Below are 15,701 nucleotides of genomic sequence, written 5' to 3' on the forward strand. Positions count from 1 at the left end.
TGACAGTTCGTGCTGCCCGACACACCCTCTTGTGACGACTCTTCACGGCGCAAGCGGGACAATGAGCACCGTGAGCGCGACGACTAACCCAGAACCGGAAGGCCCCACCACCGACCTCCCCACGACAACTCCCGTCCGCTGGGCGCGGTACGTAGCCATGGGCGACTCCTTCTCGGAGGGTCTGTGGGACCCGTACCCCGACGCCCCGGACGTTCAGCGCGGCTGGGCCGACAACCTCGCCGCCATCCTCTCCGCACGCCGGATCGCGGCGGACCAGGCGCCGCTCGAGTACGCGAACCTCGCGATCCGCGGCCGCAAGCTGCGCCCGATCGTCGCCGAGCAGCTCGACGTCACGATCGACGCCCAGCCGGACCTCGTCTCGCTGGTTGGGGGCGGCAACGACATCCTGCGCGCCACCGCCGACATCGACGCGATCTCGGCAGCGCTGGAGGACGCGGTCGTCGCGCTCCGCGCCTCCGGCGCCGACGTCCTGATGGGCACCGGCTTCAAGGCCGGCGCCGCCCTGAGCTGGACCAACGGCCGTGTGGGCATCTTCAACGCGAACGTCTGGTCCATCGCCAGCCGCCACGGCGCGCACGTCCTGGACCTGTGGGGCATGCGGTCGCTCGCCGACCTCCGCCTCTGGTCCGGGGACCGCATCCACCTCACCCCCGAGGGCCACCAGCGGGTTGCGAACGCCGCCCTGGTGGCGCTCGGCCTCGACCCGGACGAAGCCGCCTACGACGTCCCGCTCGACGCCGCCCCGCCCGCCGCCTTCCGCGAGACCGCCCGCGCCAACGCGGCCTGGATGCGCGAGCACGTGGGCCCGTGGATCAGGCGCCGGCTGACAGGCACCTCCAGCGGCGACGGGCGCACCGCAAAATGGCCGACGCCGGAGGCGTGGCCGCGCGCGTGACACCTCGTGCGCCCCTACACTTTCGAGGGTGAATCTCAGAGGCTCCCCGGTGCTCGCACCGGGGAGCCTCTGCTGTCTCGCCGGCCAGTCGTCACCGCGTAACTTAACAATCTAGATGGTACAGTTACGATCATGATGATGAGTCCTCCGCTCAGTGCGGACACGTCCGCGCTGGGCACCAAGCGGCGCTGGACGCTCCTGGTCACCGTGGGCACCGGTCTGCTGCTGATCACCCTGGACAACTCGATCCTGTACACGGCGCTGCCCACCCTCACCCGCGAGCTCGAGGCCAGCTGGGCCGAGAGCCTGTGGATCATCAACGCCTACCCGCTGGTGATGACCGGGCTCCTGCTCGGCTCCGGCACCCTGGGCGACCGGTTCGGGCACCGGCGGATGTTCCTCGCGGGCCTGGTCGTCTTTGGGCTGGCCTCCCTCATGGCAGCGACCGCGCCCACCCCGGAGGTGCTGATCGCCGCCCGCGGCCTGCTGGCCGTCGGCGCGGCCGCGATGATGCCTGCCACGCTCGCCCTGATCCGGGTCGCCTTCGTCAACGAGCGCGAGCGCAACATCGCGATCAGCGTGTGGGGCAGCCTGTCGGTGGTCGGCGGCGCGCTCGGGCCGATCGTCGGCGGCGCGCTGCTGGAGCAGTTCGCCTGGGGCTCGATCTTCCTGATCAACGTGCCGGTGGTCCTCGTGGCCGTGATCCTCGTCGTGGCCGTCGCCCCGGAGGACGAGCCGCACCCCGGCACCAGGTGGGACTTCGTCTCCTCGGTGCAGGCCCTGGTCACCCTGGTCGGGCTGGTGGTCCTGATCAAGGAGGTCGCCAAGCTCGACCGCTCCGGAGCCGTCGTCCTCGGCGCCGGCCTCGTCACCGTCGTCGGGTGGTGGGTCTTCGTCCGCCGGCAGCGGCGTCTGCCCTTCCCGCTGCTCGACCTGTCGATCTTCCGCAACGCCGCGTTCGCCTCCGGAGTGCTGGCGGCGGCGGTCGCCATGTTCGCCATGGGCGGCCTGCAGCTGGCCACCACCCAGCGGTTCCAGCTTGTGGCCGGCTTCTCACCCCTCGAGTCGGGCATGCTGGTGGCCGCCGTTGCGATCGGATCCCTGCCGTCGTCGCTCCTGGGCGGGGCGTTCCTCCATGTCGTGGGCTTGCGCGTCCTGATCGGTGGCGGCCTGGGTGTCGGGGCCCTGGGCGTCGCCGGGACCCTGGTCGGCGTCCAGCACGGGATGGGCTGGCTGCTTGCCGGCCTCCTCGTCACGGGTCTCGGACTCGGCTCGGCGATGTCCGTGGCCTCCACGGCGATCATCGGCAACGCGCCGGCCCGCCGGGCAGGCATGGCCTCCTCGGTGGAGGAGGTCTCCTACGAGTTCGGCAACCTGGCCGCCGTCGCGCTGCTCGGCTCGCTGCTCACGACGGTCTACACGATGACGATCCGCCTGCCCGACGACGCTCCCGCGGCGGCGGGCCGGTCCATGAGCGACGCCCTGACCGCTCCGGGCGCAGGACCTGAGGTCCTTGACGCTGCGTTCCGGGCGTTCGGGTACAGCTACTCCACGGTAATGGTCGTCTGCGCCGGGGTTCTCGCCCTCGGCGCTATGGTCACCACAGTGCTGCTCCGGAACTACGGACCGGGGTCGGCATCCTCCGCCTACGGCTCCGGCCACTGAACCGACCTCACCGAGACGCACTCACTCTGGAGGCCCCGTGCGACCGAGCAACCGTGACCGAATCCTCGATGCCGCCGTGGGTGTCGTCCAGCGTGAGGGCGTCACCGCCGTCACCTTCGACTCGGTGGCGGCCGAGGCGGAGCTGACGCGCGGCGGGATCATGTACCACTTCCCGTCCCGCGAGGGCCTGCTCGCCGCGATCCACCAGCACCTGGCCAACCGGTGGGAGGCCTCCCTCGTCGCGGACGCCGGCCGGCCCGCCGACCAGCTCACCCCCGACGAACGGCTGGCCGCCTACATCCGGGTGTGTGCGCAGTCCGCGACCCGTGCCGAGCTGCAGCTCATGCTCGAGGCCGGCAACCGCCCGGAGTGGGCCGCGCCCTGGAGCGAGGTCCTGGAGCGCTGGGCGCCCGCCGCCGACGACGCCGAGGCCGATCCCGCGTCCCTGGCCAGGCTCGTGGCCCGGCTGGCCGCCGACGGGCTGTGGATGTTCGAGTCGATCTCCTACCGCATCATGCCCGAGGCCCAGCGCCGCGCGGTCGCGGAGCACCTTGCGCGGGTGGTCGCCGCTCCGGACGGCAGCTGATTTCTGTCAGCTCACGCCAACCTGGAACTGGCATCAAGGACCAAGCAGTGCGAGCGGCACGACCGCAACACCATGAGCCTCTCGCCGAGCGACCATCTTGGCCGCTGTTGTACAACTTCGTCGTTCAATTCTAGGCAACTTCGTCGAGACTTTTTAGGCAACTTCGTCGGCGATTCTTAGGCAACTTCGTCGATGAGCGCCGTCGACCCGACCACGCAAGCATGCGATTGAACGACTGGAAAACCATGCGACCGGTAGACCAGAGACCGTCTGTGCCGGTGAGCGCGCCCACCGGCATCGAGGCGAAGGCTTGGCGGTGACCGGAGTGCGTAGTCAGGCAATTGGTCAGGCTGGGCCCAATCCGCAGCCTCAGGAACGGCAGCAGTCCAGCACCACAACGGCGCTGGACTGCTGGAACGTCTGGAGCCGCCTGTCGGGTTCGAACCGACGACCTTCCGCTTACAAGGCGGGAGCTCTACCAGCTGAGCTAAGGCGGCGGGCGGGGAACAGCCTAACGGTTCCGGCCACCGGATCCGAGTCCAGGACCACGGGCCTGGGAACGCAGACGGAACACAGAGCCGGACACAGACCGGCGGGGCCCCGGACCGCAGCCCGGGACCCCGCCGTCGACACGCTCGGAACTACTACTCGGACGGTTCCGTGGACGGCTCCGACGAGGGCGCCTCGCCCGTGATCGCCTCTGTCAGCGCGCCGGGAGCCTGCCAGCCCTCGAACCGCTCGCCGTCGATCAGCACGGTCGGCGTCCCGAACCCGCCGTCGGCGTTGAACAGGGCCTCGTCGCTGGTCGCCGCGTCGGTGGAGGCCGCGACCCACTCCTCGTAGGTCTCCCGGGCCTGGCCGTCGGAGATGCCCGCAGCCACCTCGGCCGGCACGCCGGCCTGCTCCGCGACCTGCGCGATCTGCTCGTCGGACAGGCCGGCCGTCTGCTCCGCCGGCTGGCTCGCGAACAACGCGTCGTGGAACGCGGAGAACTGCTCGGGCGCCTGGTCAGCGACCCAAGCCGCGGCCGACGCGGCACGCGTCGAGTACTCCGTGCCCTGCGACGTACGGTCCAGGATCGAGACGGGGTGCACCACGAGGGTGATGTCGCCGGCCTCGCGCATCTCGGCGATGCTCGCGCTGTTCGTCTGCTCGAACTGGCCGCAGATGGGGCACATGTAGTCGACGTAGACGTCCAGCGTCGTCGCGCCCTCGTTCGAGGTGCCCGCCACGCCGTCGGCACCCACCGGGATGCCGGTGTCCTCGACCACGCCGGCGGGGACGTTGTCGACCTTCTCCATGGGCGTCTTCTGACCCTCGGTGAGGATCAGCACCACCGCCACGATCAGACCGATGACGGCGAGCCCGAGCACGCCCAGCACGATCACACGGTTGCGCTTCTCGCTCGCCTGCTGCTTCTTCTGGAGCGCGAGGGCCTCGGCACGAGCTGCGTCTCGGCGCTGTGCCTTGGTCTGGTTCGTCGACATCGGGGTCCTTCGAGATGCGGGCCAATGGGGCGGGGCGCTTCTGGCGCCCGGGAGGATCCTACAAGCGCTCTCTGGGAAGCGGCTGGGTGTTTCGTTACGATCCGGAAGCCCGGCACGAACACGCGCAGGGGCGCGAAAGACTCACCACGAGACGTCGGGCCGGTCGCCCAGCGGCCACCAGAGGATGTCCACCGAGCCGCCGAACAGGGGCAGCGCGGCGAGCACCGCGAGCGCCAGCACGATCAGCGTGACGACGGCCTTGCGGCCCCCCGTAGGAGCGATCCGGCGCAGCAACGGCCCGGCCCCGACCCGCGTCCCGTACGACGCCGGTCCCCACCACGACACGATCACCGTCACCAGCATCGCGACACCGAGCACGAGGCTGTCGACGATGGGCTGGTTCATACCGCCCACCGACCGCGCCTCGACCGTCTCGATGGGGACGATGATCACGTTGCCCGGTGCGAAGAACATCAGTCCCAGCAGCACCACGATCACGCCGACGCAGATCCCGACGGCCGCGGCGGGCAGCACGCCGAACACGGCGCGCACCAGGTGCCAGGGGGACAGGAGGGTCGCGACGAGTGCGTCGGTACGGTTGGGGCCGCGCCGCGCGCGGCGGCTGCGGAACTCGTCGACGGCGATCCCGGCCAGGCGGGTCACGATCAGCAGGGCCACCAGCACGGCGACGGCGATCCCGGGCCGGGTGGCGGCGAGCGTCACCAGCGCGAGGGTGATCGCGGCGAACAGCGTCCGATAGCCAGTGACGCGCGCGGGGTTGGCCGGTTCCAGGGCAAAGGTTGGTCCGGCCGACGACGCCGGGCGCGGCGTGCCCACCGCGCGACCCGTGACCGACCGCCCCCGGGCCGGGCTGGGCGCCAGGTCCTTCACGCCGCCGATGCTCGCGCCGGAAGCCCCGGCGACTGCTGCGGCTCCCGCCGCCGCCCCGACGCCCGCGCCGCCGGCGGCCGCCGATACCGGCCGCCGGTGCGGCAGCACGCCCTGCGGCATGACCCGCGTCGAGCCGACGTCGGCCGCCGTCGCGGCGGTGGGCCGGTCACCGGTTGCGGCGCCGACAGCGTCGACGACCGTCGTCTCCGAGTCGTCCTCGCCCTCCGTCGCGGCGACGAACGCGTCCGACTCGGCCTTGAGCGCCCGCGCTACCTCGTCCGGCCCCCAGCGTTCGGCGGGCACGGCCCGGAGCGCGGCGCCGAGCGCGCGTCCGGCGCGCCGCGGCAGGCCGTCGAGATCGGCCTGGCCCTGCCGTGAGCGCCGCAGCACCAGCTCGGTGGGCCGCACGCCGAACGGCGCGCGGCCGGTGCCGGAGAACGCGAGCACGGCGGCCCAGGACCACCAGTCGGTGTCGGGACCGGGCTCGGCGCCGTCGAGCAGCTCGGGCGCGAGGTAGCCGGGGGTGCCCATGACGAACCCGGTCCGGGTCGCCCGGACGTCGCCCGGGCCCTGCGCGAGCCCGAAGTCGATGAGGACCGGCCCGGACCGCGCGATGAGCACGTTCGATGGGGTCAGGTCGCGGTGCACGACGCCGGTGCCGTGCACGGCTTCGAGGGCGTCGGCCAGCTGGTCGGCGAGCTCGAAGAGGTCCCGGGGGTCGAGCGGCCCGCGCTCGTCGATCTCCTCCTCGAGCGTGGGGCCCTCGACGAGCTCGGTGACGATGAAGGCATCGGGCCCGTCGAGCTCGGCGTCCAGCACGCGGGCCACGGCCGGGTGCCGCAGGCCCTGCAGGGCGGTCGCCTCGCGGCGCAGCCGCTCGCGGGCCGCGGGATCGTCGAGGTGGCGGTGCAGCATCTTGAGCGCCACGGCGTTCCCGCCGTCGTCCTGCGCACGGTAGACGGCGCCCATGGCGCCGGAACCGATCTCGCGCACGACCGTGTACCCACCGAGCTTCGAACCGGCTGCGGGGCCGGGTCCGTTCGGGGGCGCGATCGAGGCCTCCACCTCCTCCATGAGGCACACCGTAGTCGTCGCGGACCGCCGACGCCCGCCAACATCCAGCCCCTGACCAGCAGCGAGACAACTGTTCACCCAAGCGGAACACACGCTCGTTACCCTGAGCAGGACAGAGACCTCGCTACTCTTGACACTGCATCGCAATACTCATACACAACCAAGGAGCAGTACATTGCCGGGTAAAGACGGGTACGATCTGGTCGTCGTCGCAAACCGGCTCCCGGTCGACTTCTCGGTCGGCCCAGAAGGTGGCCTCACCTGGCAGAGGTCACCCGGCGGCCTGGTCACCGCACTCGAGCCGGTGATGCGGGAGGCCGACGGCGCCTGGGTCGGCTGGTCCGGAGCCCCCGACCTCGCTCACGAGCCCTTCACTGCCGACGGGATGCTGCTGGTCCCGGTGACGCTCAGCGCACAGGAGATCGCGCGGTACTACGAGGGCTTCTCCAACGCCACCCTCTGGCCGCTCTACCACGATGTCATCGCGCCGCCCGCCTACCACCGCCAGTGGTGGGACGCCTACCGCCGGGTCAACCAGCGCTTCGCCGACGCCGCCGCCGAGCAGGCCGCCCAGGGCGCCGTCGTCTGGGTGCACGACTACCAGCTCCAGCTCGTCCCCCGCATGCTGCGCGACCTGCGCCCGGACCTGCGCATCGGGTTCTTCGACCACATCCCGTTCCCGCCGGTCGAGCTGTTCGCGCAGCTCCCGTGGCGGCGGCAGATCATCGACGGGCTGCTCGGCGCGGACCTCGTGGGCTTCCAGCGCAACGGTGACGCCGCGAACTTCGTGCGCTCCGCGCGCCGCCTCACCGGGTACACGACGCGCGGTCCTGTCATCACGATCCCGGACGCCGACGGGCGCCCCGGCCGGCACGTGCGCGCGTCGTCGTTCCCCATCTCGATCGACTCCCACCGGTTCGACACGCTCGCCCGCACGCCCGAGGTACAGGCCCGGGCCAAGGAGATCAAGGCGGACCTCGGCAACCCGGACACCCTGATGCTCGGCGTCGACCGGCTCGACTACACCAAGGGCATCCGGCACCGGATCAAGGCGTACGGCGAGCTGCTCGACGACGGCCGCCTCGACGTCGAGCACGCCACGCTCGTGCAGGTCGCGAGCCCCAGCCGCGAGAACGTGGGCGCCTACCAGGACCTCCGCGAGCACGTGGAGGTCCTCGTGGGCCGGATCAACGGCGAGTACGGCGAGCTGGGCCACTCCGCCATCCACTACCTGCACCACTCCTACCCGCCGGAGGAGATGGCGGCGCTCTACCTCGCGGCCGACGTGCTGCTGGTGACCTCCCTGCGCGACGGCATGAACCTGGTCGCCAAGGAGTACATCGCGGCCCGCTCCGACGACCGCGGCGCGCTCGTGCTGAGCGAGTTCACCGGCGCGGCCGACGAGCTCTCCCCCGGCCCCCTGCTCGTCAACCCGCACGACATCGACGGCATGAAGGACATCATCGTGGCCGCCGCGACCATGGACCCCAAGGAGCAGCGCCGCCGCATGCGGCGCCTGCGCCGCAAGGTCCTGGCCGACGACGTCGCCAAGTGGTCGGAGACCTTCCTCGGCGTGCTCACCGCCGTGCCCACGCGCCCGCTCATCGTGGACCCGCGCTCCGCGGAGCCCCGCCACCACAACCTCCGGGACGCGCTCACGGCGTTCACGACAGCGCCCGAGGGCGTCCCCGCGCGGGGCCGGCTCGCCCGCATGGGCAACGGGAACGGACGGCGCAAGAAGCCGACCACCGGCTGGCTGCTCGCGTCCGACTTCGACGGGACGCTGGCGCCGCTCGTGGACGACCCCAAGGCGTCCACGATGACCCGCGCCGCGCGCACCGCCATCGAGCAGCTGCACGCGCTCGGGCAGGAGGCGCCGGTGCGCCTCGCGCTCGTCTCCGGGCGGGACCTGTCCGACCTCGCCGAGCGCTCCGTCGCCCCCGAGGGCACCTTCCTCGTGGGCAGCCACGGCGCGGAGGCCGGGCGGGCCACCACCACCGGCGTCGAGCAGGTGCCGTTCCATCTCACGACCACCCAGTCCGGCCAGCTCGACGCGCTCGTCGCGGGCTTCGAGTCCGCGGTGTCGGGCCGAGAGGGGGCGTGGGTGCAGGTCAAGCCCGCGGCCGCCGTCGTGCACACGCGCCTGGCGAGCGTGGACGACGCCGCGGCCATCACCGTGGCCGCCGACGAGGTGGCGGCCAACCTGGGCCTGCCCGTCATGCACGGCAAGGACGTGGTCGAGGTGTCCGTCGTGACCACCAGCAAGGGCGAGGCGCTGCGCCGGCTGCGCGGTACCGTGGCGGCCGAGCTGGGCGTCGAGAAGGTGCGCGTCCTGTACGCGGGCGACGACACCACCGACGAGAACGCGTTCAGTGCGCTCGAGGCCCGCGACCTGTCGATCAAGGTAGGCACGGGCGACACGCTCGCCGCCCACCGTGTGCCCGACCCCGACGCGCTCGCCGCCGTCCTCGCCGACCTCGCGCGCACCCTGAACGACGAGGACTGACCGGAGATCTGACCCGGCCGTGACCCGGCCGATACCGCGGCCTTGACCAACCGGGGTACGATCACGCTGCAAGTGTCACCGCCGACACGTGAGTGGAAGCAACGGCACCCGACCACAACGGATCGTCCGGCACGTACCTGCCGGTGGAGGGATGTACTAGTCATGGCTACGGTCACTTTCGATCACGCGACGCGCGTCTACCCGGGCACTGAGCGCCCGGCCGTCGACCAGCTGAACCTGGAGATCGAGGACGGCGAGTTCCTCGTCCTCGTCGGCCCGTCCGGCTGCGGTAAGTCCACGTCCCTGCGCATGCTCGCGGGCCTCGAGGACGTCAACGCTGGGCACATCTTCATCGGTGAGCGCGACGTCACCGACGTGCAGCCCAAGGACCGCGACATCGCGATGGTCTTCCAGAACTACGCGCTGTACCCCCACATGTCGGTGGCGGACAACATGGGCTTCGCCCTGAAGATCGCCGGCACGCCGAAGGCGGAGATCCGGCAGCGCGTCGAGGAAGCAGCGAAGATCCTCGACCTCACCGAGTACCTGGACCGCAAGCCGAAGGCCCTCTCGGGTGGCCAGCGTCAGCGTGTCGCCATGGGCCGCGCCATCGTGCGTCAGCCCCAGGTGTTCCTCATGGACGAGCCGCTGTCGAACCTCGACGCCAAGCTCCGCGTCCAGACCCGTACGCAGATCGCGTCGCTGCAGCGCCGCCTGGGCGTCACCACGGTCTACGTGACCCACGACCAGACCGAGGCCCTCACGATGGGTGACCGCATCGCGGTCCTCAACGGCGGCATCCTGCAGCAGGTCGGCACCCCGCGTGAGATGTACGACCGCCCGAACAACGTGTTCGTCGCCGGCTTCATCGGCTCGCCCGCCATGAACATCGGCACGTTCGACGTCAAGGAGGGCCACGTCAAGGTCGGTTCGGCCGACGTGCCGCTCGAGCGTTCCATCGCGAGCAGCATCACCGAGGCCGACGGCGGCAAGGTGACCCTGGGCTTCCGCCCCGAGGCGCTCGACCCCGTCGCGGTCGGCACCCCCGGCTCGTTCGACGTCGAGGTCAACCTCGTCGAGGAGCTCGGCTCGGACGCGTTCGTCTACGGCACGCTCAAGGGCGACGCCGCCAACGTCGACCTGAGCGCCGGTGAGACCAACCAGCTCATCGTGCGCATCGACCCGCGCACCGTGCCGGACAAGGGCGACGTCATCGCGGTCTCGATCCAGGCCGGTCACTCGCACGTGTTCTCCGCGACCACCGGTGAGCGCCTCGGCTGATCCCTCGGCTCGCTGAGGGAACAGTTACATCCTCGGGGTGTGTTGCTGTGCGTGGACAATGTCCACGCACAGCAACACACCCCGCAGGTCTTTCATCAAGCTCCGCACAGCGGATGCCCCATGCCTCGTGCCCTGCCTGCCCGGCAGGGTGACCGGCTCAGCGCAGAATGGTGCCCATGCCCCAGCAGAACCTCCAGATCACCGCGGTCGCACCCGACCCCGCGCTGCTGGACCTCCCGTGGGACGTGCCGCTGGCAGAGTGGCCCGAAGAAGTTCTTGCCGCACTGCCCCAGGGCATCTCGCGGCACGTGGTCCGCTTCGTGAACCACGGTGGCCGGGTCATCGCGATCAAGGAGATCGGCGAGACCGTCGCCTACCGCGAGTACGAGCTGCTGCGCCAGCTGCACCGCATCGAGGTGCCCTCGGTGGTCCCCGTGGGCGTCATCACGGGTCGCAAGGCGCCCGACGGCGAACGGCTCGAGGCCGTGCTCATCACCGAGCACCTGCAGTTCTCCCTGCCGTACCGCGCGCTGTTCAGCCAGGACCTGCGCCCGGACACCGCGACGCGCCTCATCGACGCCCTCGCGGTGCTCCTGGTCCGCCTGCACCTCGTGGGCTTCTACTGGGGTGACGTCTCGCTGTCGAACACCCTCTTCCGGCGCGACGCCGAGACGTTCGCCGCCTACCTGGTCGACGCCGAGACCGGCGACATGCACCGCACCCTGACCAACGGCCAGCGCAACTACGACGTCGACCTGGCACGCACCAACATCATCGGCGAGCTCATGGACCTCTCCGCGGGCGAGCTGCTCGACGAGGAGGTCGACGAAGTGGCCATCGGCGACGCCCTGGTCGAGCGCTACAACGAGCTGTGGGCCGCCCTTACCGTCTCGGAGGCGTTCGACTCCGGGGACCGCTGGCGCGTCGCCGCGCGCATCGAGCGGCTCAACGACCTCGGCTTCGACGTGGGCGAGCTCGAGATCACCACGGACATCGACGGCACCAAGGTGCGCATCCAGCCCAAGGTGGTCGACGCCGGGCACCACTCCCGCCGGCTGCTCCGGCTCACCGGGCTGGACGTCCAGGAGAACCAGGCGCGGCGCATGCTCAACGACCTCGACAGCTACCGCGCCGCGACGGACCGGCAGAACGACCAGGAGCAGATCGTCGCGCACGCCTGGGTCCGCCAGGTCTTCCGCCCGACGATCGACGCCGTACCGCGCGAGATGCGGCGCAAGCTGGAGCCCGCGCAGCTGTTCCACGAGATCCTCGACCACCGCTGGTTCATCTCGCAGCAGGCGCAGCGGGACATCCCGCTGCCCGAGGCCGCCGAGTCCTACGTGGAGAACGTGCTGCGGCACCGCCCCGACGAGGACGCCGTGCTCGGCCTCGCTCCGGGCGAGGAGGCCGAGCAGGAGGTCTAGCTCCAGGAGGTCTAGCTGCTCGCCTCGGCGCGCTGCTTGGCCACCTCGTACAGGGTGATGCCCGCCGCCACGGCGGCGTTCAGCGACTCCGTGGTGGTCGCGATCGGGATCGACACCACCGCGTCGCACACCTCGCGCACCAGGCGGGACAGGCCCTTGCCCTCCGAGCCCACGACGAGCACCAGCGGGTCGGTGGCGTACGCGAGCTCGCCCACCTGCATGTCGCCGCCGGCGTCGAGCCCCACCACGAAGCAGCCGGACTTCTTCAGCTCGGCGAGCTCGCGGGCCAGGTTGGTCGCTCGCGCCACGGGGACACGCGCCGCGGCGCCCGCGGACACCTTCCAGGCCGACGCCGTCACGCCCGCCGCCCGCCGCTCCGGCACCAGCACACCGTGCGCGCCGAACGCCCCCGCGGACCGGAGCACCGCGCCGAGGTTGCGCGGGTCGGTCACGCTGTCGAGCGCCACGATCAGCGGCGGCTCCCCGGCCTCGGCGGCGGCGTCGAGCAGGTCGTCGGCGTCCTTGTAGTCGTACGGCGGCACCTTCATCGCGACGCCCTGGTGCACTGCGCCGTCGGTGATCTTGTCCAGGTCGAGGCGCGAGGCCTCGAACATCGGGTGGCTGCGCGTGTGCGCGATCTCCAGGATCTCCTTGGTGCGGTCGTCCGACTCCAGGTGCGTGGCCAGGTAGATGCCCTCGACGGGCATCTCGGCGCGCAGGGCCTCCAGCACCGCGTTACGCCCGGCAACGACCTCGGTCGCCCCGGCGCCCTTGCGCCCGGCGCCGCGGCCCCCGGGACCGCCCGGACGCCGCCCGGCGGCCGCCCGCCTCTCCGCGGCGAGCTTGCGCTCGTGCGCGGGGTGGTAGGTGCGGTCCTCGGCCTTGGGGGTCGGGCCCTTGCCCTGCAGCGCCTTGCGGCTGTGGCCGCCGGTGCCGACCTGGGCACCCTTCTTGGAGCCGGCCTTGCGCACTGCGCCGGCCCGCCTGTTGGAGTTACCTGCCATCGTCGTCTCGTCTCTCAGCCGGTGGTCGACCTTGTCGAGACCACCACGTGTTCGGTAGGGGTGGCCGCGACAAGCTCGACCACCGGAAAAAAGTCAGGAGAGCGCCCAGCGGGCGCCGTCGGCGGAGTCCTGGACCTCGATCCCGGCGGCCGCGAGGCGGTCGCGGATCGCGTCGGAGGTGGCCCAGTCCTTCGCGGCGCGCGCCTCCGCGCGCGCCTTGAGCTCCGCCGCGACGAGCCCGTCGAGCGCCGTCGCGTACCGGTTGTCGGCGGACGTCGACCACTGCGGGTCCGCGGGGTCGAGGCCCAGCACGTCGAGCATCGCACGCAGCGTCACCAGCTCGCCGCGTACCGCGGCGTCGCCCCCGGAGGTGAGGGCGGTGTTGCCGGCCCGCAGGTGCTCGTGCACGACGGCGAGCGCCTGCGGCACGTTCAGGTCGTCGTCCATCGCGGCCGCGAAGGCCTCCGGAAGCTCCGCCTTGGCGACCTCCTCCGCCGGGACGTCGCCCACCCGCTCCGACGCGCGCGCGACGAAGCCCGACAGGCGCTCCCACGTGGTGCGCGCCTCGTCCAGCGTGTCAGGCGCCCACTCGAGCATGGAGCGGTACTGCACGGCGACCAGCGCGTAGCGCACCACGGGGGCGGGCGCCTGGGCCAGCAGCTCGCTGACCAGCAGCCCGTTGCCCAGGGACTTCGACATCTTCACGCCGGCCTGGGTGACCCACGCGACGTGCATCCAGCGCTGCGCGAACCCGTAGCCCGCGGCCCGCGACTGCGCCTGCTCGTTCTCGTGGTGCGGGAACCGCAGGTCGAGGCCGCCGCCGTGGATGTCGAAGGTGTCGCCCAGGTAGCGGCGGGCCATCGCGGAGCACTCCAGGTGCCAGCCGGGGCGGCCGCGCCCGTACGGGGTGTTCCACGACGCCGACTCGGGCTCGCCCGGCTTGTTGGCCTTCCACAGCGCGAAGTCGTGCGGGTTCTTCTTGGCCTCGCTCGCGGAGCCCGCCACGACCTCGGCGCCCTCCTCGGGGCTGAGGTCCTCGACCTTCTGCCGGGTGAGCTCCCCGTAGGCGGGCCAGGAGTGCACGTCGAACCAGACGTTGCCCTCGCCCGTGCTGTAGGCGTGGCCCTTCTCGACGAGGCGTTCCATGAGCGCGACCATCTCGGGCACGCTGCCCGTGGCCCGCGGCTCGTAGGTGGGCGGGATAACGCCGAGCGCGTCGTACGCCTGGGTGAACACGCGCTCGTACAGCGCGGCGTGCGCCCACCACTCGCGACCGGCGGCAGCCGACTTGGCCAGCACCTTGTCGTCGATGTCCGTGACGTTCCGGATCAGGGTGACCTTCAGGCCGCGCCGGGTGAGCCAGCGGCGCAGCACGTCGAACGCGATCACCGGGCGGAGATGGCCCACATGGGGAGGTGCCTGGACGGTAGCGCCACACAGGTAGATGCCGACCTCGCCCGGGGTGATGGGATTGAAGTCGCGCACCTCGCGCGCAGCGGTGTCAAACAGGCGAATAGTCACCTGTCAAGGGTACCGGCGGTCACGCACTCATTTCCTGCCCGGCGACGCCGTCGTCGCCGGGTGCGGGTCAGCGCGTCTCGTCGGCCAGCAGACGCGCCACGTGCTCGTGCCCGCGCACCTCGTAGCCGACGATCGTGACGGCCGGGGCGAGCATGACCAGGAGCAGCGACCAGGACATGTGGAACCCGGCCACGGCGGCCGCGACGGCCGCGGCGAGGACAAGGACGGTCCCGGCGACCAGGAGCATGTGCAGCCTGTCGAACGACCGGGTCAGCACCCAGAACTGCGTGTAGTCGGCCAGCACGGCCACGAGCACCGGCACGGCGACGGCCAGCACGGTCCCGACGGCGCCGATGTGGGCGTCCCCCGCCAGGTAGTACGCCGCCACGTGCAGCCCGGCGCCCACGCCCGCGAGGCCCGCGAAGACCACGATGTTCCCGTAGCCCCAGGCCCACGACCGCTCACGGTGCCGGTGCAGCATCTCGGCGTCGGGCGTGAGGTAGTACGTCCACCAGAGCCCGAACGTGAGGCCCATGCCCGCGAGCGCCACGAGAGCGGCGTCGAGCGTCCAGCCGGACTCGTTGGTGACGGCGGACAGCGTCGCGACGGTGCCGATCACGCCCTCGCCGAGCGTGATGATGGCCAGGAGGCCGTACCGCTCGGCCATGTGGTGGGCGTGCCACGGGGTGCTCCGCTGACCGGGCTGGTCCGCACGGATCCGCTCGGCCAGCCACGGTCCCCCCATCTCGACGACAGCCAGCAGCGACCCCACCATGAAGAAGACCGGCACGCTCACGGGCGCGAGAACGAGGATCACCCACCCGATCTGCGTGATCGCGAGCGTCCACACGTACCCCATGCAGGTCGCGCGGTACTCGGGCGCCTGCCGGGCCGCCCGCAGCCACTGCACGAGCATGGCCAGCCGCATGACGACGTACCCGGCGACCATGATCTCGTTGTGCACTCGATCGCCCTCGACGAGTGACTCGAACATGTCCGGCAGGCCGAGCGCCAGGATCACCACGCCGATCATCTGGACCATCGTGGTGACCCGGTAGAACCAGTCGTCGGTGTCGAAGGCGGAGGCGAACCAGGAGAAGTTGATCCACGCCCAGCAGATGGCGAACATCGAGAACGCGAACCCGATCACGCCGGCCGCCGCATGGCCGTCGGCGACCAGGTGGGCGCCCTGCTCAGCTGCCACGCCGAACCCGACGACGAACGACAGGTCGAACAAAAGCTCCAGCGGGGTGGCGGTGCGCGACGGCTCGTGGGGGTCCCGGCCCGTCATCGGTCGGTTGCGGTGGTGCATGGTGGGCAGGGTGGGCATGGCCCTTGTTCTACCC

At 71.3% G+C, this 15,701-nt stretch carries 11 protein-coding genes and 1 tRNA gene; 6 read left to right on the forward strand and 6 right to left on the reverse strand.

What is annotated here, in order from left to right; translation table 11 throughout:
- Window positions 1-61 precede the first annotated feature (61 nt).
- From C8K30_RS12900 to C8K30_RS12910, 3 genes are all read left to right on the forward strand, one after another.
- Window positions 62-916: an SGNH/GDSL hydrolase family protein gene (locus C8K30_RS12900; protein ID WP_369939920.1), complete on the forward strand. Its 855-nt coding sequence runs from the start codon at window positions 62-64 to the stop codon at window positions 914-916.
- 132 nt (window positions 917-1,048) lie between these two features.
- Window positions 1,049-2,581: an MFS transporter gene (locus C8K30_RS12905; protein ID WP_108493310.1), complete on the forward strand. Its 1,533-nt coding sequence runs from the start codon at window positions 1,049-1,051 to the stop codon at window positions 2,579-2,581.
- Between the two features lie 37 nt (window positions 2,582-2,618).
- Window positions 2,619-3,167: a TetR/AcrR family transcriptional regulator gene (locus C8K30_RS12910; protein WP_108493311.1), complete on the forward strand. Its 549-nt coding sequence runs from the start codon at window positions 2,619-2,621 to the stop codon at window positions 3,165-3,167.
- A 421-nt stretch (window positions 3,168-3,588) separates the two neighbouring features.
- Here the strand turns inward: C8K30_RS12910 and C8K30_RS12915 are convergent.
- From C8K30_RS12915 to C8K30_RS12925, 3 genes are all read right to left on the reverse strand, one after another.
- A tRNA-Thr gene (locus C8K30_RS12915) sits at window positions 3,589-3,664 on the reverse strand.
- 147 nt (window positions 3,665-3,811) lie between these two features.
- Complete coding sequence (locus C8K30_RS12920; RefSeq protein WP_108493312.1) at window positions 3,812-4,654, reverse strand: thioredoxin domain-containing protein; 843 nt, start codon at window positions 4,652-4,654, stop codon at window positions 3,812-3,814.
- A gap of 141 nt (window positions 4,655-4,795) precedes the next feature.
- A complete protein-coding gene (locus C8K30_RS12925; protein ID WP_108493313.1) occupies window positions 4,796-6,619 on the reverse strand; it encodes a serine/threonine-protein kinase in 1,824 nt (607 codons plus the stop codon).
- A 175-nt stretch (window positions 6,620-6,794) separates the two neighbouring features.
- On the opposite strand from C8K30_RS12925, the gene otsB reads away from it, so the two are divergent.
- From otsB to C8K30_RS12940, 3 genes are all read left to right on the forward strand, one after another.
- Complete coding sequence (otsB, locus tag C8K30_RS12930; protein ID WP_108493314.1) at window positions 6,795-9,125, forward strand: trehalose-phosphatase; 2,331 nt, start codon at window positions 6,795-6,797, stop codon at window positions 9,123-9,125.
- Window positions 9,126-9,287: 162 nt separating this feature from the next.
- Window positions 9,288-10,406, forward strand: a complete 1,119-nt coding sequence (locus tag C8K30_RS12935; protein WP_108493315.1) for an ABC transporter ATP-binding protein — start codon at window positions 9,288-9,290, stop codon at window positions 10,404-10,406.
- Window positions 10,407-10,573: 167 nt separating this feature from the next.
- Window positions 10,574-11,830, forward strand: a complete 1,257-nt coding sequence (locus tag C8K30_RS12940; RefSeq protein ID WP_165919588.1) for a DUF4032 domain-containing protein — start codon at window positions 10,574-10,576, stop codon at window positions 11,828-11,830.
- Between the two features lie 11 nt (window positions 11,831-11,841).
- Here the strand turns inward: C8K30_RS12940 and rlmB are convergent, their stop codons facing one another.
- The 3 genes from rlmB to C8K30_RS12955 form a co-directional block, all read right to left on the reverse strand.
- A complete protein-coding gene (gene rlmB / locus C8K30_RS12945; RefSeq protein WP_108493317.1) occupies window positions 11,842-12,834 on the reverse strand; it encodes a 23S rRNA (guanosine(2251)-2'-O)-methyltransferase RlmB in 993 nt (330 codons plus the stop codon).
- 93 nt (window positions 12,835-12,927) lie between these two features.
- Complete coding sequence (cysS, locus tag C8K30_RS12950; protein ID WP_108493318.1) at window positions 12,928-14,355, reverse strand: cysteine--tRNA ligase; 1,428 nt, start codon at window positions 14,353-14,355, stop codon at window positions 12,928-12,930.
- Between the two features lie 67 nt (window positions 14,356-14,422).
- Window positions 14,423-15,685: a low temperature requirement protein A gene (locus tag C8K30_RS12955; protein ID WP_199230467.1), complete on the reverse strand. Its 1,263-nt coding sequence runs from the start codon at window positions 15,683-15,685 to the stop codon at window positions 14,423-14,425.
- Window positions 15,686-15,701: the final 16 nt, after the last annotated feature.

The organism is Promicromonospora sp. AC04 (assembly GCF_003058225.1).
GTDB lineage: Bacteria > Actinomycetota > Actinomycetes > Actinomycetales > Cellulomonadaceae > Promicromonospora.

What these genes read in the sequence shown, in the direction of transcription:
- C8K30_RS12900 (WP_369939920.1), top strand. Translation starts at nt 62, where the DNA reads ATGAGCACCGTGAGCGCGACGACTAACCCAGAACCGGAAGGCCCCACC.
- C8K30_RS12905 (WP_108493310.1), top strand. Translation starts at nt 1,049, where the DNA reads ATGATGATGAGTCCTCCGCTCAGTGCGGACACGTCCGCGCTGGGCACC.
- C8K30_RS12920 (WP_108493312.1), bottom strand. Translation starts at nt 4,654, where the DNA reads ATGTCGACGAACCAGACCAAGGCACAGCGCCGAGACGCAGCTCGTGCC.
- C8K30_RS12925 (WP_108493313.1), bottom strand. Translation starts at nt 6,619, where the DNA reads ATGGAGGAGGTGGAGGCCTCGATCGCGCCCCCGAACGGACCCGGCCCC.
- C8K30_RS12935 (WP_108493315.1), top strand. Translation starts at nt 9,288, where the DNA reads ATGGCTACGGTCACTTTCGATCACGCGACGCGCGTCTACCCGGGCACT.
- C8K30_RS12940 (WP_165919588.1), top strand. Translation starts at nt 10,574, where the DNA reads ATGGTGCCCATGCCCCAGCAGAACCTCCAGATCACCGCGGTCGCACCC.
- rlmB (WP_108493317.1), bottom strand. Translation starts at nt 12,834, where the DNA reads ATGGCAGGTAACTCCAACAGGCGGGCCGGCGCAGTGCGCAAGGCCGGC.
- C8K30_RS12955 (WP_199230467.1), bottom strand. Translation starts at nt 15,685, where the DNA reads ATGCCCACCCTGCCCACCATGCACCACCGCAACCGACCGATGACGGGC.